This window comes from Alphaproteobacteria bacterium (genome assembly GCA_026400645.1).
GTDB lineage: Bacteria > Pseudomonadota > Alphaproteobacteria > Paracaedibacterales > CAIULA01 > JAPLOP01.
Genome location: JAPLOP010000012.1, coordinates 1 through 18,111, shown reverse-complemented (window position 1 = coordinate 18,111; position 18,111 = coordinate 1). Strand labels below are relative to the sequence as shown.

Below are 18,111 nucleotides of genomic sequence, written 5' to 3'. Positions count from 1 at the left end.
CCAATTCTTCGGATTCAAAAATCTTTTTAATATGTTTCGCAATAACAGATTTATCCCGCAAAAATAAGGATGCTATCTGATTCAAACTCAGCCAAATCGTCTCATCCTGGACAGTGACCTGTAAATTGACAGAGCCATCTTGTGAGACGAATTCAATGGGGGCTTGATTATCTGTGTCCATATTTTTTCTTAGTCCATCGCATGTAGTTCAAATAAAATTTTAACTTCGTCCCTGATGAAGCTCCTGCAGGTGCTCATGCAAATGCATTGGTTTCTTGTGGGTTGGCCAAGGGTGCCGATCATCGGTCACTGTGCACTGCAACGATTCAGCCTCCAACCTTAATTCTTTGTTCCCTGAAAATAAAATATGAATATTGATGGTGCCGTGCTTTGTTTTGTGACACGAAATCATTAAAACTGTATGCATTCGATGTGGGGACGCCTGATGAAACCCCCGCTTGTGGACGCCAATAACAGTTGCGAAACAAAGACCAGAATGGACACGGTGGTACGTTCCATGCTTTGGATGATCGTCCACATGCTCCCAGCAAAAACGATTGATCAGGCAGTTGAATATTTTCGTTTCTTGATCATACGTAAAGGACATTATTGGAAACAGGCTATCTTGTAAATAGGTTGAAATAAGCTGCAATCCATCCTCGTCATTGGCCAGCAATTTCAGGGGCTTAAAAAAGTCAGTCATGAATCATTCCTCAATTCGTTATGCGTTCTATGATGGCCCCGCATCGGCTAAGCTTTTCTTCCAATTTTTCATACCCACGATCCAGGTGATAAACACGACTCAGGACCGTTTCCCCATGTGCGGCAAGACCGGCCAAAACCAAGCAAACAGACGCACGCAAATCGGTTGCCATCACTGGCGCCCCACTTAGGTGTTTGACGCCCCGAACCAGCGCAGATGATCCATGTACGGTAATATTGGCGCCCATACGACACAGTTCAGGGACATGCATAAACCGATTTTCGAAAATCGTTTCGGTGATCATGGATGCCCCCTGACAGACGGTCATAACCGCCATCATTTGTGCCTGTAAATCCGTGGCAAAGCCGGGATAAGGTTCAGTCATAACATCCACCCCCATAATGGGAACGGTTGGCGATCCGATGACAATCCCATTTTCCGTTGCCCTGATGTCAGCACCCGCATGCTGTAGGACAGAAGCCAGGTTCGAAATAAAAGCCAGGTTGGTATTTTGCAATTCAAGATTTCCGCCCGTAATTACGGCCGCCATTGTGTACGTCCCGGTTTCAATGCGATCGGGGATCACGCGGTGACTGGCGCCATGCAGACGATCAACGCCCTGGATGATCATGGTATCGGTTCCGGCGCCGGTAATATTGGCCCCCATGGCATTCAGGCAATTGGCAAGGTCGATGATTTCGGGCTCCCGCGCTGCATTAATAAGCTGAGTCTCTCCCTTTGCCAGGGTGGCCGCCATCATAAGATTTTCTGTTGCTGTCACGCTGACCAGGGGCATGGATATCTTGGCCCCGTTAAGGCCGCCAGTTGGCACATGGGCATGAATATATCCCTCGCTGATTTCGATATGAGCACCCAACATCCGAAGGCCACTTAAGTGAATATCCACAGGGCGTGTCCCAATGGCACATCCACCCGGCAATGATACTTTTGCCACGCCACATCGGGCCAACAGCGGACCCAAAACCAATATGGATGCGCGCATTTTGCTGACCAATTCATACGGGGCCGTTGTGTTTTTAATATCGGCTGCCTTTAATTCATATGAATTTCCATCTGACGAGCGATGAACATCCGCCCCATGTTGGGAAAGAAGCTCGCCCATGGACTGTATATCCGTTAGCCTTGGAACGTTGTAAAGAATTAAAGCCTCGTCAGTTAGCAGGGATGCTGTCATTAACGGAAGGGCGGCGTTCTTGGATCCGCTAATTTTTATTTGACCGGAAAGGGGAGTCCCACCGACGATTCTGATTTTGGTTGGCATGGTGTTTCGTTTCTTTCTATATTTTTGGCAGAGTGACGCCTGTTTGGCCCATATATTTTCCAAGGCGATCCTTGTAAGAAACCTCACAAACCTCATTGGCTTTAAAGAACAAAAACTGACAGACCCCTTCGTTGGCATAAATCTTAGCCGGAAGGGGGGTTGTGTTGGAAAACTCCAACGTTACGTGTCCTTCCCATTCAGGTTCCAGGGGGGTCACGTTAACAATAATACCGCATCGCGCATAGGTTGATTTTCCTAAGCAAATCACAAGAACATCGCGCGGAATTCGGAAATATTCGACCGTTCTGCCTAACACAAAGCTGTTTGGTGGAATAATACAAACGTCTGCTTCTCTGTGAACCAAGCTGTCCTGGGAGAAATTTTTGGGATCAACCGTTGCGCTGTCCACATTTGTAAAGATTTTAAATTCATTGGCAACACGCGCATCATATCCATACGACGAAAGCCCATAGGAAATAATCCCGGTTTTATCAGCATGAAAGCGCTTTTGCGATTCAACAAAGGGTTCTATCATTTTATTATCAATGGCCTGTTGTCGAATCCAGTGGTCTGGTTGTATGGACATAGAATTTCCTTACCTTATGTTGACTATGTTGCGATTACGTTAATCTTGCCAGAAGGATGGCATAAACAAAACAAGAACAGTGAGAAGCTCGAGCCTTCCCAATATCATCCCTGCCATCATAAGGATTTTTGCTGCATCTGGCAATTGCGCAAAGGAGGTATGCGGCCCAATGAGGGGGCCCAACCCAGGCCCAACATTACCCAATGAAGCAGCAGCCCCTGATAAACTTGCTATAAAGTCTAGTCCTGCAATCGATAAAGCGCAAGCCAATGCCGCCATACAAAGGAAATAAAGCGTTAAAAACGTAAACACAGACAGGGCAGCAGAGCTGCTAATTTTTTGACCCTGATATGTCGGGACATACATCCCATGTGGTTTTCGCAATTGCATAAGATGCGTTCTTGTTAACGCAAACAAAACTTGAAAACGGAAAATTTTTATCCCCCCCGTTGTGGATCCCGTGCACCCGCCAATAAAACTCAGCAGAAAGAAAATAATGATGGGGAAATTTCCCCAACTTCCATAATCAGAGGTGACTAACCCTGTTGTTGTGACAACGGAAATCACAGAAAAGGTTGATAGTCTTAGGCTATGCAGAAAGCTTTGTTGATTCATTCCCCATTGCCACAGGGTGACAATTAAGGATGCGATAACCAAAAGCATTAAGTACGCCCTTAATTGGCTGTCTTCGAAAATGGCCTTTCGTTCACCTTTCCATAAAAGGACAAACAGGATGAGTGTGCTGCCGCCTATGATCATAAAAACCGCAATTATGGATTCTATGAGCGGATCATTATAAAAACCAATGGAGCAATCCTTTGTGGTTAGTCCTCCTGTGGAAACGGTTGCCATTGCGCTGCAGGTGGCATCAAAAAATGGCATTCCCGCCCAATACAACAAGATCATGCAGGCGAAAATAAAAAAGAGGTATGTGCCCAGAATGGCGGCGGCTATTTGGGAAACGCGGGGTAAGATTTTCTCTGAACGGTCAGAAAATTCGCTGCGAAAAAGCTGCATTCCGCCGATTCTTAGAATGGGAAAAATCGTCATCGCCATCAAGATAATGCCTGTACCCCCTATGCACTGGAGCAAGGCGCGCCACAATAAAATCCCCTTGGGAGCGTCATCAATCCCATCCATAATGGTCGATCCTGTTGTTGTGAGGGCCGAAACAGCCTCAAAACAGGCATTAATAAATGTAAAATGAAATTCTGAATAATAAAATGGTAATCCGGCAAAAATCGAAAGGATAATCCAGATCACCGATGTCACCAGGAATGCTTCACGCATTCCAAGGACTGTTTTTCCGTGCGGGGGATTGGATAAAGCCAATGACGATCCGAAAAAACCGCAAATAACCATCGAAACCCCAAAGGCTTTCCATTCCAATGTTTTATAAACAAGCGCCTCAACAAGAAGGGGGACGCTCATGGCTATAGCTAAACAGCACAGCACAATTCCTGTTAGATAAAAAACAGACCGAAGGTCAATCATGGGCCGACCAAAGCAATAACAGGATTATTCATATTGACCGTAAATTAGTGTCTATAGAAACCCTATTATAGGTAATGCTGTTTCTGTGTCCAGATAAATTACGCAAGCGCGTCTTGGGCTTCCGCAGGGCTAAGCTCTAACTCAGAAAACTCTTCCTTTTTGCCCCCCGAAAGAAACGGCACAGACAAAAGACTAAGGGCTGCCGCAACAATCAACAGATAAGCCGGGGACGCCAAATCACCCGTAAAATGAATAAGCTTTGTTGCGATCAGGGGAATTCCACCCCCAAAGACAGCCATGCTGATATTATGGGCAACGGAAAGACCTGAAAAACGGACTTGCGTTGGAAATATTTCCGATAATGTGGCTGGAATCGTTCCAAAGAAAAGCCCCATCATGATAACCATAATCATCTGCGCCATAAGGGCACCATACGAACCGTGCTGAATCAGCCCAAATAAAGGGTAAGACAGTACCATGAAACCAAGACATGGATAGGCCAACAGGGCCCGTCGTCCATATTTATCAGATAACCATCCCCCAATGGGAATAACTAAACAAAAAACAAGCATATTGACTGTGTTAATAAAAAGGGATCGTCGATCTGATAAATGGAGGAATGTCTTAAAGTAGGTTGTCAAAAATATAACCAGCATAAAGAATCCAACGGCAGTCAAAAAATCAACCAAAACAACCAACAGTAATTTGCTTTTATGACAAAGGATCAGATCCTTAAGGGGCGTGGACTGTGCTTTGCGTTTTCGTTTTGCGTCGATATACGCCACTGGATCAGACAGGTTTTTGCGCATATAGGTCCCGATCAGGCTGCCGAATATGCTCAATATAAAGGGGACACGCCATCCCCAAAGCTCTAGCTGTTCCTGTGTTAGCAGGGTCGTAAAGATAGTTGCAACAGCAGACCCGATGATGACACCGATAACCAAACTACAGGTGGCCCAGCTGCCTGCCAAGCCACGCTTTTCCGCGGGGGCATGTTCGACCATGAAAACCATGGATCCTGTAAATTCGCCCCCAATGGCAAGCCCCTGAAAAACACGCAGGATCATCAACAAGAAGCCACCCCAAGCCCCGATATATTCATACGTTGGCAAACATCCAATAAGGGCGGTTGGTATTGCCATAACATAAATGGAAATGGTCAAAGCTGCTTTTCGGCTGACTTTATCGCCAATATGCCCAAAAAGAATGGCCCCCAGTGGACGGGCAATAAACCCGACCCAAAAAACACCGAGGGTGGCAACCAATTGCGCGATCGGATCCGCCGAAGGAAAGAAAAGCTTGCCGATAATGACAGAAAAATACCCGTAAATAACAAAATCATACCATTCCAGAGCGTTTCCAATCATGCAAGAAATGATTACTTTTTTCATGGATTGGTTAGTATCAACGGGTGTCATTATCGTTCCTTGTTTTATTAAGCAGCTTTTCGTTTCTATCTTGCACTGTGATTGCACTTCTATCCAGCGGTATTATCAGCTGGCATCATCATCCGATGCTTCGTCATCATCAGATTTCTTCTTATGTTTCTTTTTTTTCTTCTTATGTTTCTTTTTTTTCTTCTTATGTTTCTTCTTTACTTTTTTCTTTTTGTGTTTCCTTGGTGTTTCATCATCGTCAGAATCATCCGAAGATGCAGCCGCTTCGTCATCATCGCCATCGTCCCCACCTCCATGCCCAGAAGCATTTGCAGCCATATTCCCAACCATATTGATGGTGTCGGGGTCAACACCAGTTGCTGCTCTAGCAAGCTCTGCAGCTTTTTTCTTGGCGGCTGCTTTTATCGCCTTTTTCATGCATTTTTTGGGGTTCGAATCCCCGGCGCACTGGAGTGCCATACCGGCACCATCTCCCGCTGCTCCTACGGCCTTGCTCTTCAAGTCATCGAAAAAGCCTGCATGACCTAGCCTCTCATTGGAATCCCACGCTAGCACCACAAACAATCCTAATGCCAATATCATTGATTTCTTAATCATACAAAATCCGATTTATAAAAATTCCACTATCTTCAATCAAACCAAAAAAAGAATAATAAACTGTTAATAAATTGAAGCATCAGCGCTATTTCTTCATTCATTTGGGTGCGGATGCAGATTTTAACAAAATCCCCTTGAAAAATAAGCCGCGTCTGCTTAATTATAAAAACATGATTACGACTGATTCATCACGCACTTCTTTGCCATTTATTCATCTACACCTTCATAGCGCTTATTCTTTGGCGGAGGGTGCCCTTAGGATGAAAAGCATCCCCAAGCTATGCCATAAACATAAAATGCCAGCTGTGGCGATCACGGATACAGGCAATCTGTTTGGGGCGCTAGAATTTGCCATAACGTGTAGTGATTCAGGGATTCAGCCGATTATTGGCTGTCAGGTGCAGTTGCTTTTGCCGGATCGCCCCCCGTGTCCAATGGTTTTGCTTGTTCAAAACCAAGAAGGCTATAAAAACCTAATGAAGGTAGTCAGTGAATCGTTTGTCAAAGAAAACAACGCCCTGCCCCCGCACATTACGATGGATGATCTGGCGAACTATAGTGCTGGATTGATCGCATTAACGGGCGGCCACATGGGTCCATTGGGGCAGTTGATCCTGTCAAAGGAACAAAAAAAAGCGGATGAATTTTTATCGGATCTGATTAAAATTTTCCCGGGGCGCCTTTATATTGAATTGATGCGACATGGCTTGCCTGATCAAAAACGGACTGAACCTGAATTCTTGGACCTAGCTTTTCAGCACAACATCCCAATCGTGGCGACAAACGATGTGTTCTTTGATGAACCAGAGATGTACGAAGCCCACGATGCGCTGCTGTGCATTGCAGAGGGGAGCTATGTCAGTCAAGGTAATCGACGCAAGGCAACGCCGGATCATTGCTTTAAATCAACAAAATTAATGCGACATCTTTTTGCTGACCTGCCGGAGGCTGTGGATAACACGGCCCTGATTGCCCAGCGGTGTTATTTTATGCCAACGCCCCATCAACCGATTTTGCCGCCCTTTCTGACAGTTTCGGGAAAAAGCGAAAAGGAAGAATTGCGGGAACAAGCCCTTGTTGGTTTGGAAAATCGACTGACAACAGAAGTTTTTCCGCTGCACCCCGACCAAACTCAACATGAAACTATCCGAGAAAGTTATTTCAAGCGTTTGCATTATGAATTGGGCATTATCGAAACAATGGGATTCCCTGGATATTTCTTGATTGTTTCTGATTTTATCAAATGGGCAAAAAGCCAGGGTATCCCCGTTGGCCCAGGACGCGGATCAGGTGCCGGTTCATTGATAGCCTGGGTCTTGACGATCACGGACATGGATCCCATTCGGTTTAATTTGTTGTTTGAACGATTTTTAAATCCTGAGCGTGTGTCCATGCCCGACTTTGATATCGATTTCTGTCAGGATCGCCGGGATGAAGTGATTCAGTATGTCTGTCAGAAATATGGGTCCGATCATGTTGCCCATATTATCACCTTTGGTAAATTGCAAGCACGGGCCGTGTTGCGTGACGTTGGGCGTGTTCTGCAGATGTCGTATGGTCAGGTGGATCGTATCTGCAAGCTGATCCCCAACAACCCAGCTAACCCAGTGACCCTGGAACAGGCATTGGATATCGAACCGTCATTAAAACTGCAGCGGGAGCAGGACGAAACCGTCGATAAACTAATTGATATTGGCTTAAAGCTAGAGGGGCTGTATCGACACGCCTCCACCCATGCAGCGGGTATCGTGATTGGGGATCGACCCCTGACGGAACTTGTCCCGCTTTATAGGGACGACCGGTCGGAGCTTTTGGTCACGCAATTCAGCATGAAATATGTGGAGGCAGCTGGTTTATTAAAATTCGATTTTCTGGGGCTTAAAACACTGACGGTTATTGAACGCTGCTGTCAGATGGTTAAAAAGCGTGATAGTGCGATTGATATCGGCAAGATCCCACTTGATGATCCGAAAACGTTTGCCTTGTTATGTGATGTTGATGTTGTTGGTGTGTTTCAATTGGAAAGTGCGGGCATGCGGGACGTCATTCGCAAGCTTCGCCCCGACCGTTTCGAAGATTTAATCGCCCTTGTGGCCCTGTATCGCCCGGGTCCCATGGATGATATCCCGCGGTATTTAGCGTGTAAACATGGTGAGGAGGAGGTCACCTATCTGCATCCAGAATTGCAGCAAATTCTGGAACCAACTTATGGCGTGATGGTGTACCAGGAACAAGTCATGCAGATTGCCCAGGTATTGGGCGGATATACATTGGGGGCTGCTGATCTGTTGCGCCGTGCCATGGGAAAAAAGATCAAAGCAGAAATGGATGCACAGAGATCTTTGTTCACAGAGGGTGCCGTTAAAAAAGGTGTGTCCCGGGATATCGCGAGTCAGATTTTTGATCAAATGGCAAAATTCGCTGGGTATGGGTTCAACAAATCCCATTCGGCGCCCTATGCACTTTTGGCATATCAGACAGCGTATTTAAAAGCGAATTATCCATTGGAATTTTTTGCTGCCACGATGACCTATGATATTCACAATACAGACAAGCTCAATGTCTATCGCCAGGATCTGGAGCGGTCCTCGATTCCGTTGCTGCCGGCGGACATCAATCATTCGGATGTTTACTTTACGGTTCAAAATCAATCCATTCGATATGCATTGTCAGGCATCAAAAACGTTGGCGAGCAAGCGATGGAGGGCGTTATCGAGGAGCGTCCACGGGTTGTGAATAAACGCCAGTTGGAAAATTTGATCTCTGCCGGGGCGTTGGATAGCCTGCATCCCAATCGGCGCCAGATTTTCGAGGGGACCGACACGATTTTGGCCCAGGCGCATTTAATCAAGCAGGAACGTGCCAACAAACAAACGCTTCTTTTTGGCGGTTCCACCCAGGAAGCAAAAATTATCCTGCCCAATCTTTCGGAATGGAATTTATTAGAAAAGCTTCAAAAGGAATTTGATGCCCTTGGTTTTTATCTAAGTGCCCACCCACTGGATATCTATCGGGATGTTTTGGAAACGGCTGGCCTGACGAGTAGCATAGACCTCCTTGCACGGGCTGGTGAAACACCAACATCGGTCAGTCTAGCCGGCATTATTTTGGCTAAACAGGAACGAACATCCAAGAAAGGGCAAAAATTTGCCTTCGTGACTCTTTCGGATACCAATGGCGTGTTCGAGGTGGCGTTTTTTTCAGAGGCGTATCAGGCTGTTCGCGACGCCCTTGTCCCCGGGACTGCGGTTTACATCACTGCGTCTTTACGGGCTGACAATGACAGCTATCGATTGATTGGACAGTCGCTGGATTCCCTGGATCAGAAAATCAAGAACAGGGATCTTTTTTTATGGGTAGATGAAACGTTCGACGTGCCCGCGTTCAAGGCGGTGCTGGTTGACTGTGAACCTGGATCCTCCACAATTTACCTTGGGGTTGTTTTACCCAATTTGCCAAGAATGAAAGTAACCCTTCCTGGGCAGTATGGAATTACCCGCGACCACAGAGCATGTTTTCTGAGTGTTCGCGGGATTCGGGCGAAATAAACGTATAATTTTAAGCAATGGCAGAGGCTAAGCTTGTAAACATGGCCATTGTGTAATCATTGATCTTGAGAACTTCGGCACTCTTTTTAATAGCATAGCCAGTGGTTGTTTTTGAATCATATGTGATGGACGTTACTGATCCGATTGGGGCATTTTTTACCTGAGCAAACGCGGCTTCGTGAACTTTATAGACCTCAGGCTTTTCTTTTGTAACGACCCCGGCGGACGGAGTATGACCGCTTCTGACGTAGTTATCGCCCTCTTTCCTGATCAGAACGTAGTACATGTTGGCATTAATATCCACCATGGCCCGACTTAAAGCCAAGTCACTCATTTTGTTTTTGTATGATTCTGCCAGCAATTCCCGTGGTCCTGCATTGGCTGACATTAGTGTTGACGTTAAAATAGCCGTTGTTAATAGTAATTTTTTCATCTTACAAATCCTTTTAATATAAAACTATGCTGATAATATTAACTGTATGCGTAATATATTAAAAAATTATTAATGCTGACTGAAAAAAATCAAACTGACCCACAATGCCATTAGAATGGCGGGGGCAAAGGGAAAATGCCTCGTCTTTGGATGGGTGCGCTGATATAGAAAAAAACTGCCAACCCCAATACAGCCTGTCATAAACAAAAAAACGGGAATCGCCTCAACCGAAATCCAAAGACCACAAATCAGAAAAAGGATTTCATCCCCTCGGCCCAGGGGTTTTTCCGGACCAACTTTCCCCCCAATCCACCGGATCAAAAACAACAGCGCCCCCATAAACAAAATGGCGATTGGCCACTGTGCAAAACAACAGGACCAGATCCCACCAAGAATTGCCAATAAAAACAGGCTAAAAACGGGGACTGTTTTTGTCCTCCAATCGTTCAGGCTGATATGCAAGCCAACAAGAATTAACAGGCCCACCAACAGGAACGGGCATAACGTCGTGTATTTCAGCGCAGTAATCGCAAAAATGATCCCTCCAAAAAGCTCTGTCACTCCATAGGATCGGCGTGGTTTATAGTGGCACACCCTGCAAATTTTCCTGATGCATAAAGATGACAGAATGGGAATAAGTTGCCCCCAACGTAAGGGAATACCGCAGCCATCGCATGTTGATCGTTTCTTGAAAGGGTGCCCCTGATTGTCAACCAGAAATTGAACAAAGCTCGTCAGGCTTGCCCCCACTAAAAAAGAAAGGAACGCATGCATAAATGATTCCCTAGCTTAAATACTGACCACCATTGATATTCAAGGTCTCTCCCGTGATGTATCCAGCCCCTTCATCCACCAAAAATGCAACGCACCGTGCGATTTCCGATGCTTGGCCCAAACGACCGGATGGGATTTGGCCAATGATTTTATGCAAAATGGGCGTCGATACGGAACGAATCATATCTGTTTCAATATAACCTGGCGCGATCGCATTGACCGTAATGCCCTTGCTTGCGCTTTCCAGGGCCAAGGCTTTTGTGAATCCAATAATGCCGGCCTTTGCTGCACAATAATTAACCTGGCCCATCTGACCCTTTAGGGCGCTCACGCTCGATAGTAAAACGATCCGCCCGAAACCCCTTTGCCTCATCGAATCAATTAACGGATTTACCATATTAAAGCAAGACCCTAAGTTTGTTTGGATGACACTGTTCCACATGTCGGGCGTCATCTTGTGAAAAAATCCATCAGCTGTGACCCCGGCATTGTGAACGATGGTATCGATGGGGCCGTGGGTATGCTCAATATCTTTTAGGTTGCGGACGCAATCCTCGTAATTGCCAACATCCCATTGATAAACGGGGATGGCATGGAGTTTTGCGAATTCCCTTGCTGCATCGTTGTTTTTGTTATAATTTGCAATGACTTTATATCCCTTTTCTTTAAGAGCAAGGGACACGGCCGCACCAATTCCGCGTGTGCCACCAGTGATAATAACCGTACGTTTCATGGTGACTCCAACTAAAATTAGTTTAAAATAAATATATAATTTTAATTAAAATTAGCAAATTGCATCCGATCAGCCAAGTGTTTTTTTTACGGCTCTTTTTTAAAGAAGCTTTTTAGATCGATGATTTCTGTGTATTATGGGCTGTTTCCAAAAAAGTCCAGACCTATAAATTAAGGTGACTTACAAGATGAATTCATCATTGACAGAAGAGTCAGAAGATAGCTTGTCGATAAAACAAGTCGGTGCACTGCTGCAGCAACACCGGGTTGCAAAAGGGTTGAGCCTTGATGATGTTAGCGCGCAATTAAAGATTCGCAAATTTTTCCTCCAGAATATAGAGGATGGTCATTTTGACCAATTGCCGCCGGGTATGTATGCGTTGTGGTATGTGCGATCCTATGCCGGTTTTTTGGGCGTTGATCCATTGCCTGTGTTTGCCCTGCCCTCCGCGGAGCCTGTTTTGCAAGGCACGACCCTTTCTACGCCATCAAAGGAAGTTCCCAAATGGTCGCTTTGGCTGTCATCGGCCCTGGCTATGATTGTCCTGGGCATTTTTATGTACCGGGGTGATGCCAAAAAAATTGTGCCTGACGAGGAGGTCCCTCCGGCGCCCCCTGTCACAGTACCCGCGGAATCCCCGGTTGAGGAGGTTATTCTGGTTGCTGTTAAAGAAACCTGGGTGAAAATTATCGATCAAAACGGGCAAATTATAGCCGATCGTTCGTTAAACCCAGGGGAACGGTACCGAATTATTGATGTCCCAAACAGTCGTTTGTCCGCTGGTGATAAAAACGCCATAGAAATATCCCTATCCGGGAAAAAGGTTAGCCCGCCCACCAATGATGCGTTGCCTGGCATAGAAGATCTGAGCCTAAATCACGAATCTTTACGGAAATATACTCAACCGGACTAGGCAAAAATTGCCGTGCATTGGTGGGTTCAGGTGTAAACGGGTAAATTTTGCCTAGGCTGCCCCCTAGGTTCCACGCACGACTCCCTCATGGTCCCCTGAGCCGCAACGCACATAAACCCGCCCTCCCGTCATCCCGTGGCTTGACCACGGGACCCATGTATTCCGTTGTGGATCCCGCGATCAAGTCGCGGGAGGACGGGGGCTGTCTTGTGTGATGTAGGGGAGCTTAGGGACAGAGCCAACACAACAATCCCCAAAATCCTCAATGGCACGTATATTGCAGCATAGTCAATGCAAGTATATTAACACCGTTTCACATAAAGTGAGGATTTAACATGTCACAAACTATTAGCACTAACGTTAACGCGTTATCAGCACGTCGTTTATTGGATCTTAACGCATCCGCATTAGGATTGGCCCAGGACAGATTATCATCGGGTAAAGTCGTTTCCGACCCATCCCAAAACCCATCGGCCGCCGCCATCGGTTCCGTATTGGATTCAGCCATTAATTCGATGGCCCAGGCATCCAACAACGCGACACAGGCATCAGCCGTTATTCAGCTGGCAACGGGTGCATTGGGGTCCAGCATTGACGTTCTAACGCGCATGAGCACACTGTCAGCGCAAGCGAACTCCGACACGATTTCGGATCCAGAACGCGCCATGTTGAACAATGAATTTACCCAGCTTATGGCACAGATTGACCAGAATGCTCAGGCAAACTGGGCCGGTGTTGAATTATTTACGGGCGGAGCGGGTGCGGCAGTTGCATCAGGCGCTATTGGTACGCATAGCACGATAGGTCTCTCAACCAACCCAACAACTCTTTTTGGGACTGATGGGACTGGCGCTCTTTCATTTAGCGAAACGGTTGGATCTCTTTCCGGGGCAGTAACCGTCAATGCAAGCGCAATAGGCGTTGTTAGTGTGACAATAGGAACGGAAATATTTTCTGTTGATTTGACAACTATTGCCGGAGGCTACGCAACAGCGGCAGCATCTGGCCAAACATTAAAGTTAACAAGCCAGGCCGATACCTCGAAATCAATTAGCTTTAAGATAGGGAATGCTGTCATTTCTGGAGCTGTCTCTGCAACAGCAGCAGCAACTGCCGCGACAACAAGCCTTACCAACATTCTAACCGCAGGACCGGGCGGTATAGTGAACTTCGGAACACAAGCTTCGGGTCTAAAAACACAAGCCAACGCCTTCTCCGGCGGCCTCAATCTATTAAACACACAAGGCATGTATACGGGATCGGCTACAAATGCAACAGTAACAGCCAATGGTAATTTGTACGACGTCAATGTGACAATTGGGGCCCAAACGTTCAAGGCAACAACAGCACCAACAATTGGTGGTGCATTAACCCTTTTTAGCACAACCGATGCTGGAAACTCAATCAGCTTTAACTATGATCGCGGCAGCGTTGCGGGACTGAATAATGCTGCAAACTTCCAAACAAGCTTAAAAAGCTTACTGGGGATTGGAACGGGGGCTAACGCCGTCCTTACGTCTTCGTCTGTCGCAGCACCACTCAACACAGTACTTACAGCGGGCGCCGGAACAGCGGCCGGATCATATGGATTAAGCTATACCGTAAGTGGCACAACGGGCACATTTAAATTAACAGACGGCGCAGATTCATGGACCAGCACCATTCAGGTAAATGGTACGCTAAATGCTGGAAATGCAACAAGCGTCAGTTTCAGCAATGGTGTTTCGTTAGCGCTAAATAGCGGATTTGTTACCACTGCTTCTACAGACATGAGCACTTATAATGTTGCCAACGGAAATTCGTTAGTGTTTCAATTCCAGATTGGTCAACAATCATCGGATACGATTGCGCTTACGTTCAATGGGGCAACAACATCGGCATTGGGAATGTTGGGCCTTAGCATCACAACAAAGGCAAATGCCGCTGCAGCAACAACAACCATTCAGAATGCAACGTCAACGATCAACACGCAAATCGCCCAGCTTGGTGGAACGAAAAGCCGATTGGATTATGTGGTTAAAAACTTGAATGTTTCCATTCAAAACCAATCTGCTGCAAAGTCCACATTTACGGATGCTGACATTACAGAAGAATTGATGAATTCGCAAAAGTTCCAAGCGTTGGTTGATATGTCATCAGCCGTTTTCCAACAGACCCTGAAAAAGCAATCGCAATTGGCCCAAATGGTCCAAAGCGCCTTGCGGTAATATGGTTTGTCTGAACTGACTTGTTAATGCTGGATAGCCACGTCGCTTCGTCCTCCTCGCTATGACGTCCTGTACGAGCAAGCGGAGCGAGCGTGGCCATCTAGAACGCAATCGATTCCACGCTATACCCAAGATGAATGAAAAAGTTGAAATTTTATGACAGAGATTTTGTTCAGAAACAAGACAAAAAAACCGAGAATAGCTATTCTATTTAAGGATTTTTTTTGTCGCTGTTTATGGGCAAAAGATCAAACATAAAAATCAACTTTTTTCATTTAGATTGGGTATACAATCAAAGTTTTCCATAACATCCCGGAGAAATACCAATGGCAGCACCTGTTGTGTCTGGTCCAAGCTACGGTCAAGTTTTTGTCGACGACAAAGGGACCGCAAAAATGGCCCAACTTGTTAGCGGGCTTGACCTTAATGCCATGGCAAATGCAATTAGCGACGGCAAGAAAAAAATTGCCGCACCACTGGGCGATGAAATCAAGGTCAATGTTGACCAAAAAATCCCCGAAATCAATACGTTGTCTACTAAAACAAAATCCCTGCAGCAGGCCATTGAAAAATTAACGAATTACCTGGGTCTTGATTCCACAGTAACTAATGTTTTCAATGAAAAATTTGCCAACGCCCAACAAATCGATGGGTCTGTTACTGTGACAGTTGGTCGAAATGCGGTCGTTAACGAGGCACCAATGACGTTGTCAGTTGTTCGCCTGGCCAGTTTTGATACGGTTAAAAGCGACGCGAATCATTATTTTCCTAGTGGCACGACGGGACTAGGTCTAAGTGGGGCTCTTGCTCTCAATGGACAAACTGTAAACGTCACGAATGATATGGGCTTAACCGATGTGATGAACGCGATTAATGCGGTGGGGCCAGCGGCGGGGGTTAATGCATCCGTTGTGATGGTTTCAGCCAACCAATATCGTCTGGTGATTACCGGGACCGACCTTGCACACGGGATTGATATGACGGGAACGGATCCGGCCCTACAGGGGGCGCAGGGGCTTTTCCTGCCAACGGTCAATACGGATCCAACAACGCTGACAGCACAAATGAATTTTAATGGCGACTTGGTGACGCGAAATACAAACAGCATTACTGATTTGGTTAATGGTGTTACATTTGCCCTGGTAAAACCCAGCGTCAATTCTCAAAATACAGTCGCGACCATTGACTACAACAAGGATCTGGCTTTGGGTGCCATTAATGATTTGTGAAAGGTTTCAACGACTTAAACGCAGAACTTAACAAGAATCAAAAGCTTGCGGACGATGGAAAATCACCCGACAAAGACGCCATATTGTTTGGTAACAAATTACTGATCGATGTTAAAAATCTGATTTATAAAGGGGCGAATTCTCCCGTAAATGGGGGTGGGGCGTTGCCCCTTTCTTATTTGGCCCAGGCCGGTATCACGCTTAATTATGACAGTGCTAAACCAGAATTATCCGGATCGTTATCGGTGGATACAAAAAAACTTGAGGACACTGTTTATAATAAATTCGATCAGGTAAAGCAATTATTTGGCAACAATGCATCGTCAACAAATTCAAATTTTAAAGTGTGGGATATTGGGCGAACGCTGAACCCCATTATAGCTGGGGCACTAATTACTGTCACATATACGGGCAACATGGATGGCACATTTGCAGCCGTACTGTCCACGCCAAATCAAGTCGATGTCACAATCAATCCCGTCCCAGAAAGTTTGATACAGGGGCCACCAGGCAGTATTTATGACGGGTTTAAAATCGGTTACATGGGGGCGGCCGTTCAGCCGGGGCAAAGCGTCACCACAACCATGACAGTAACACAAGGGATCGCGGATCCATTTAATTCTGCCCTCAAAAATTCCCTGAAACAACGAAAGGGCGACACAGATCAACCGCAAGGATTGTTCGATAAAGCGATTGATCAGCTATTGCAAGTTGATAAACGGTTGCAAAAACGGATCGACGATATTAATACCGATGCGGCCGAGGGTCGCCGAAAAATAGAAACCAGAATGGCGGCCGTTTACGAATCGTACAACAAATATCGATCTATATTGAACATGCTCACTGTATTCAATAAAACAAATAAGGACAGTTAATGATGTATAAAAAAGTAGAAAAAATGTACAAAAAGCAGGTTCAAATCGTAACGGGATCAACAGAACAAGTCGCATTTCTTTTTGAACAAGCAGCGTCATCACTTTTGTTGGCAAGGGGGTTTTACGACCGGCAAGATTATCAAATGTATGCCAGTGAAATTCAACGCTGCACAAATATTGTTGTGGGGTTGTCGGGGGTTTTAAATCCAGAGGATGGGTCCAATGATGTCGAACAAACGCATCAATCTTTGGCAAGTGATGACGCGCCGTGGGATCGTTATTTCTCAGTTATTTTGTATTCGATTAATCAATTGTGTGTTGAGTTCGAGGCTGCCAGCTATGACCGACTGATTGCAAGTCTTCAAAATATGGCAAAATTATGGCAGGAACGATCGCTTCTGACTGCCTCTGTGTCAGGTGGGGTTGCGGCCCCAACCGAACAAATGGATATGCGGTGTTAAGGCATCGCGCACGAATAACTCACCTTTTATGCTGAAGGTGAGATAACTTCCTAATAAATCGATGCATGTGGGGATCGGACTTTTCATATGGGATTTTGTCGAAATCAAACCATTGAATTTTGTGAAATTCACCAGGATCAAAATTATAGTGGGCTTGATGATTTCCTTTTAAAACATACCATAGGCTCACATCGGTATGCCTTCCCATCAAGTTTGCGGGAACAGTAACGGTTGATGTGATAAAAATAGGCTGATCAGCCCAAAAATCAGCCTGACAATTAAGTTCCTCGGCACATTCGCGTTTGACCGTATCCATGGGATCCTCGTCAATGTCAACATGCCCACCGGTTGGGAGCCAAAGCCCCGCTTTTTTGTGATCAACAAGAAGGATTTTTGATGCCAATTCATCAAACAAAACAAAATAACAAACAAGGTGTTTATTGGGAATATCCGGGGATGTTATTCTGTACAAAGGCTCTCCGCTTTTGATCCAGGTCAGAGTATCCTCAATATGATCTTTTTCAAGATCATCGAAAGGGATGATGTTTGATACGATGGCGCTTAAGTGATTTTTTGTCATTGGGCTTTACGTCGATATTAAAAATACATACCTCCATTATAGAATCCATTCCTTAATATAGGCCTAGTGGTAAGGAACGCGCATAATTGGCAATAGAAATTTTCGCCTCCACTCTGGTTGCTAAATCACCCCCTCAAACCGGAAACTTAGCAATCACCTTTTCATAACTTTCCTGGGCTTCTCCGATGGATAATTTCGAGTAAATCTCAAGGGACTGGCGGCTTTCGTGGCCTGAAAACGGTTGAATCAAAGCATCCTCGATCCCTTGTTTCTTAAGCCAGGTGAACAGAAAATGTCTA

At 45.7% G+C, this 18,111-nt stretch carries 18 protein-coding genes; 6 read left to right on the top strand and 12 right to left on the bottom strand.

What is annotated here, in order from left to right; translation table 11 throughout:
- The 7 genes from NTX76_01855 to NTX76_01825 all read right to left on the bottom strand — a co-directional run.
- Positions 1 to 181, bottom strand: a 181-nt coding sequence (locus tag NTX76_01855; protein MCX7338012.1) for a virulence factor, incomplete at its 3' end; no start/stop codon positions are given.
- Positions 182 to 220: 39 nt separating this feature from the next.
- Entirely contained in the window at positions 221 to 703 is a 483-nt protein-coding gene (locus tag NTX76_01850) for a DUF2948 family protein (GenBank protein MCX7338011.1), read from the bottom strand.
- A 10-nt stretch (positions 704 to 713) separates the two neighbouring features.
- Positions 714 to 1,985: a UDP-N-acetylglucosamine 1-carboxyvinyltransferase gene (gene murA, locus NTX76_01845; protein MCX7338010.1), complete on the bottom strand. Its 1,272-nt coding sequence runs from the start codon at positions 1,983 to 1,985 to the stop codon at positions 714 to 716.
- Positions 1,986 to 2,001: 16 nt separating this feature from the next.
- Complete coding sequence (dcd, locus tag NTX76_01840) at positions 2,002 to 2,571, bottom strand: dCTP deaminase (GenBank protein MCX7338009.1); 570 nt, start codon at positions 2,569 to 2,571, stop codon at positions 2,002 to 2,004.
- A gap of 39 nt (positions 2,572 to 2,610) precedes the next feature.
- On the bottom strand, positions 2,611 to 4,065 hold the full coding sequence (locus NTX76_01835; protein MCX7338008.1) for a TrkH family potassium uptake protein: 1,455 nt from the start codon (positions 4,063 to 4,065) through the stop codon (positions 2,611 to 2,613).
- A 98-nt stretch (positions 4,066 to 4,163) separates the two neighbouring features.
- Complete coding sequence (locus NTX76_01830; GenBank protein ID MCX7338007.1) at positions 4,164 to 5,483, bottom strand: MFS transporter; 1,320 nt, start codon at positions 5,481 to 5,483, stop codon at positions 4,164 to 4,166.
- A 75-nt stretch (positions 5,484 to 5,558) separates the two neighbouring features.
- Positions 5,559 to 6,059, bottom strand: coding sequence for a hypothetical protein (locus tag NTX76_01825; protein ID MCX7338006.1), 501 nt, complete (start codon positions 6,057 to 6,059; stop codon positions 5,559 to 5,561).
- A gap of 170 nt (positions 6,060 to 6,229) precedes the next feature.
- On the opposite strand from NTX76_01825, the gene dnaE reads away from it, so the two are divergent.
- Positions 6,230 to 9,607 (top strand): DNA polymerase III subunit alpha, encoded by a 3,378-nt coding sequence (gene dnaE, locus NTX76_01820; GenBank protein MCX7338005.1) that lies wholly within the window; start codon positions 6,230 to 6,232, stop codon positions 9,605 to 9,607.
- Between the two features lie 10 nt (positions 9,608 to 9,617).
- Here dnaE and NTX76_01815 read toward each other — a convergent pair whose 3' ends face one another.
- The 3 genes from NTX76_01815 to phbB form a co-directional block, all read right to left on the bottom strand.
- Entirely contained in the window at positions 9,618 to 10,040 is a 423-nt protein-coding gene (locus NTX76_01815) for a hypothetical protein (GenBank protein ID MCX7338004.1), read from the bottom strand.
- A gap of 69 nt (positions 10,041 to 10,109) precedes the next feature.
- Positions 10,110 to 10,814, bottom strand: a complete 705-nt coding sequence (locus NTX76_01810; GenBank protein MCX7338003.1) for an A24 family peptidase — start codon at positions 10,812 to 10,814, stop codon at positions 10,110 to 10,112.
- A 10-nt stretch (positions 10,815 to 10,824) separates the two neighbouring features.
- Positions 10,825 to 11,547, bottom strand: a complete 723-nt coding sequence (phbB, locus tag NTX76_01805) for an acetoacetyl-CoA reductase (GenBank protein ID MCX7338002.1) — start codon at positions 11,545 to 11,547, stop codon at positions 10,825 to 10,827.
- Between the two features lie 187 nt (positions 11,548 to 11,734).
- Here phbB and NTX76_01800 point away from each other — a divergent pair, with 187 nt between their 5' ends.
- The 5 genes from NTX76_01800 (at position 11,735) to NTX76_01780 (ending at position 17,232) form a co-directional block, all read left to right on the top strand.
- Positions 11,735 to 12,460, top strand: coding sequence for a DUF4115 domain-containing protein (locus NTX76_01800; GenBank protein MCX7338001.1), 726 nt, complete (start codon positions 11,735 to 11,737; stop codon positions 12,458 to 12,460).
- A gap of 335 nt (positions 12,461 to 12,795) precedes the next feature.
- The gene (locus NTX76_01795) at positions 12,796 to 14,667 is read left to right on the top strand and encodes a flagellin (GenBank protein ID MCX7338000.1); all 1,872 of its coding nucleotides are present in this window, start codon (positions 12,796 to 12,798) and stop codon (positions 14,665 to 14,667) included.
- A gap of 326 nt (positions 14,668 to 14,993) precedes the next feature.
- Positions 14,994 to 15,896 (top strand): hypothetical protein, encoded by a 903-nt coding sequence (locus NTX76_01790; protein MCX7337999.1) that lies wholly within the window; start codon positions 14,994 to 14,996, stop codon positions 15,894 to 15,896.
- Entirely contained in the window at positions 15,893 to 16,771 is an 879-nt protein-coding gene (fliD, locus tag NTX76_01785) for a flagellar filament capping protein FliD (GenBank protein ID MCX7337998.1), read from the top strand. Before NTX76_01790 ends, fliD begins: the two co-directional genes overlap by 4 nt.
- Positions 16,771 to 17,232: a flagellar protein FliS gene (locus NTX76_01780; GenBank protein MCX7337997.1), complete on the top strand. Its 462-nt coding sequence runs from the start codon at positions 16,771 to 16,773 to the stop codon at positions 17,230 to 17,232. Before fliD ends, NTX76_01780 begins: the two co-directional genes overlap by 1 nt.
- A gap of 19 nt (positions 17,233 to 17,251) precedes the next feature.
- Here NTX76_01780 and NTX76_01775 read toward each other — a convergent pair whose 3' ends face one another.
- Positions 17,252 to 17,812, bottom strand: coding sequence for an NUDIX hydrolase (locus NTX76_01775; protein MCX7337996.1), 561 nt, complete (start codon positions 17,810 to 17,812; stop codon positions 17,252 to 17,254).
- 133 nt (positions 17,813 to 17,945) lie between these two features.
- Positions 17,946 to 18,111, bottom strand: a 166-nt coding sequence (locus NTX76_01770; GenBank protein MCX7337995.1) for a site-specific integrase, incomplete at its 5' end; no start/stop codon positions are given.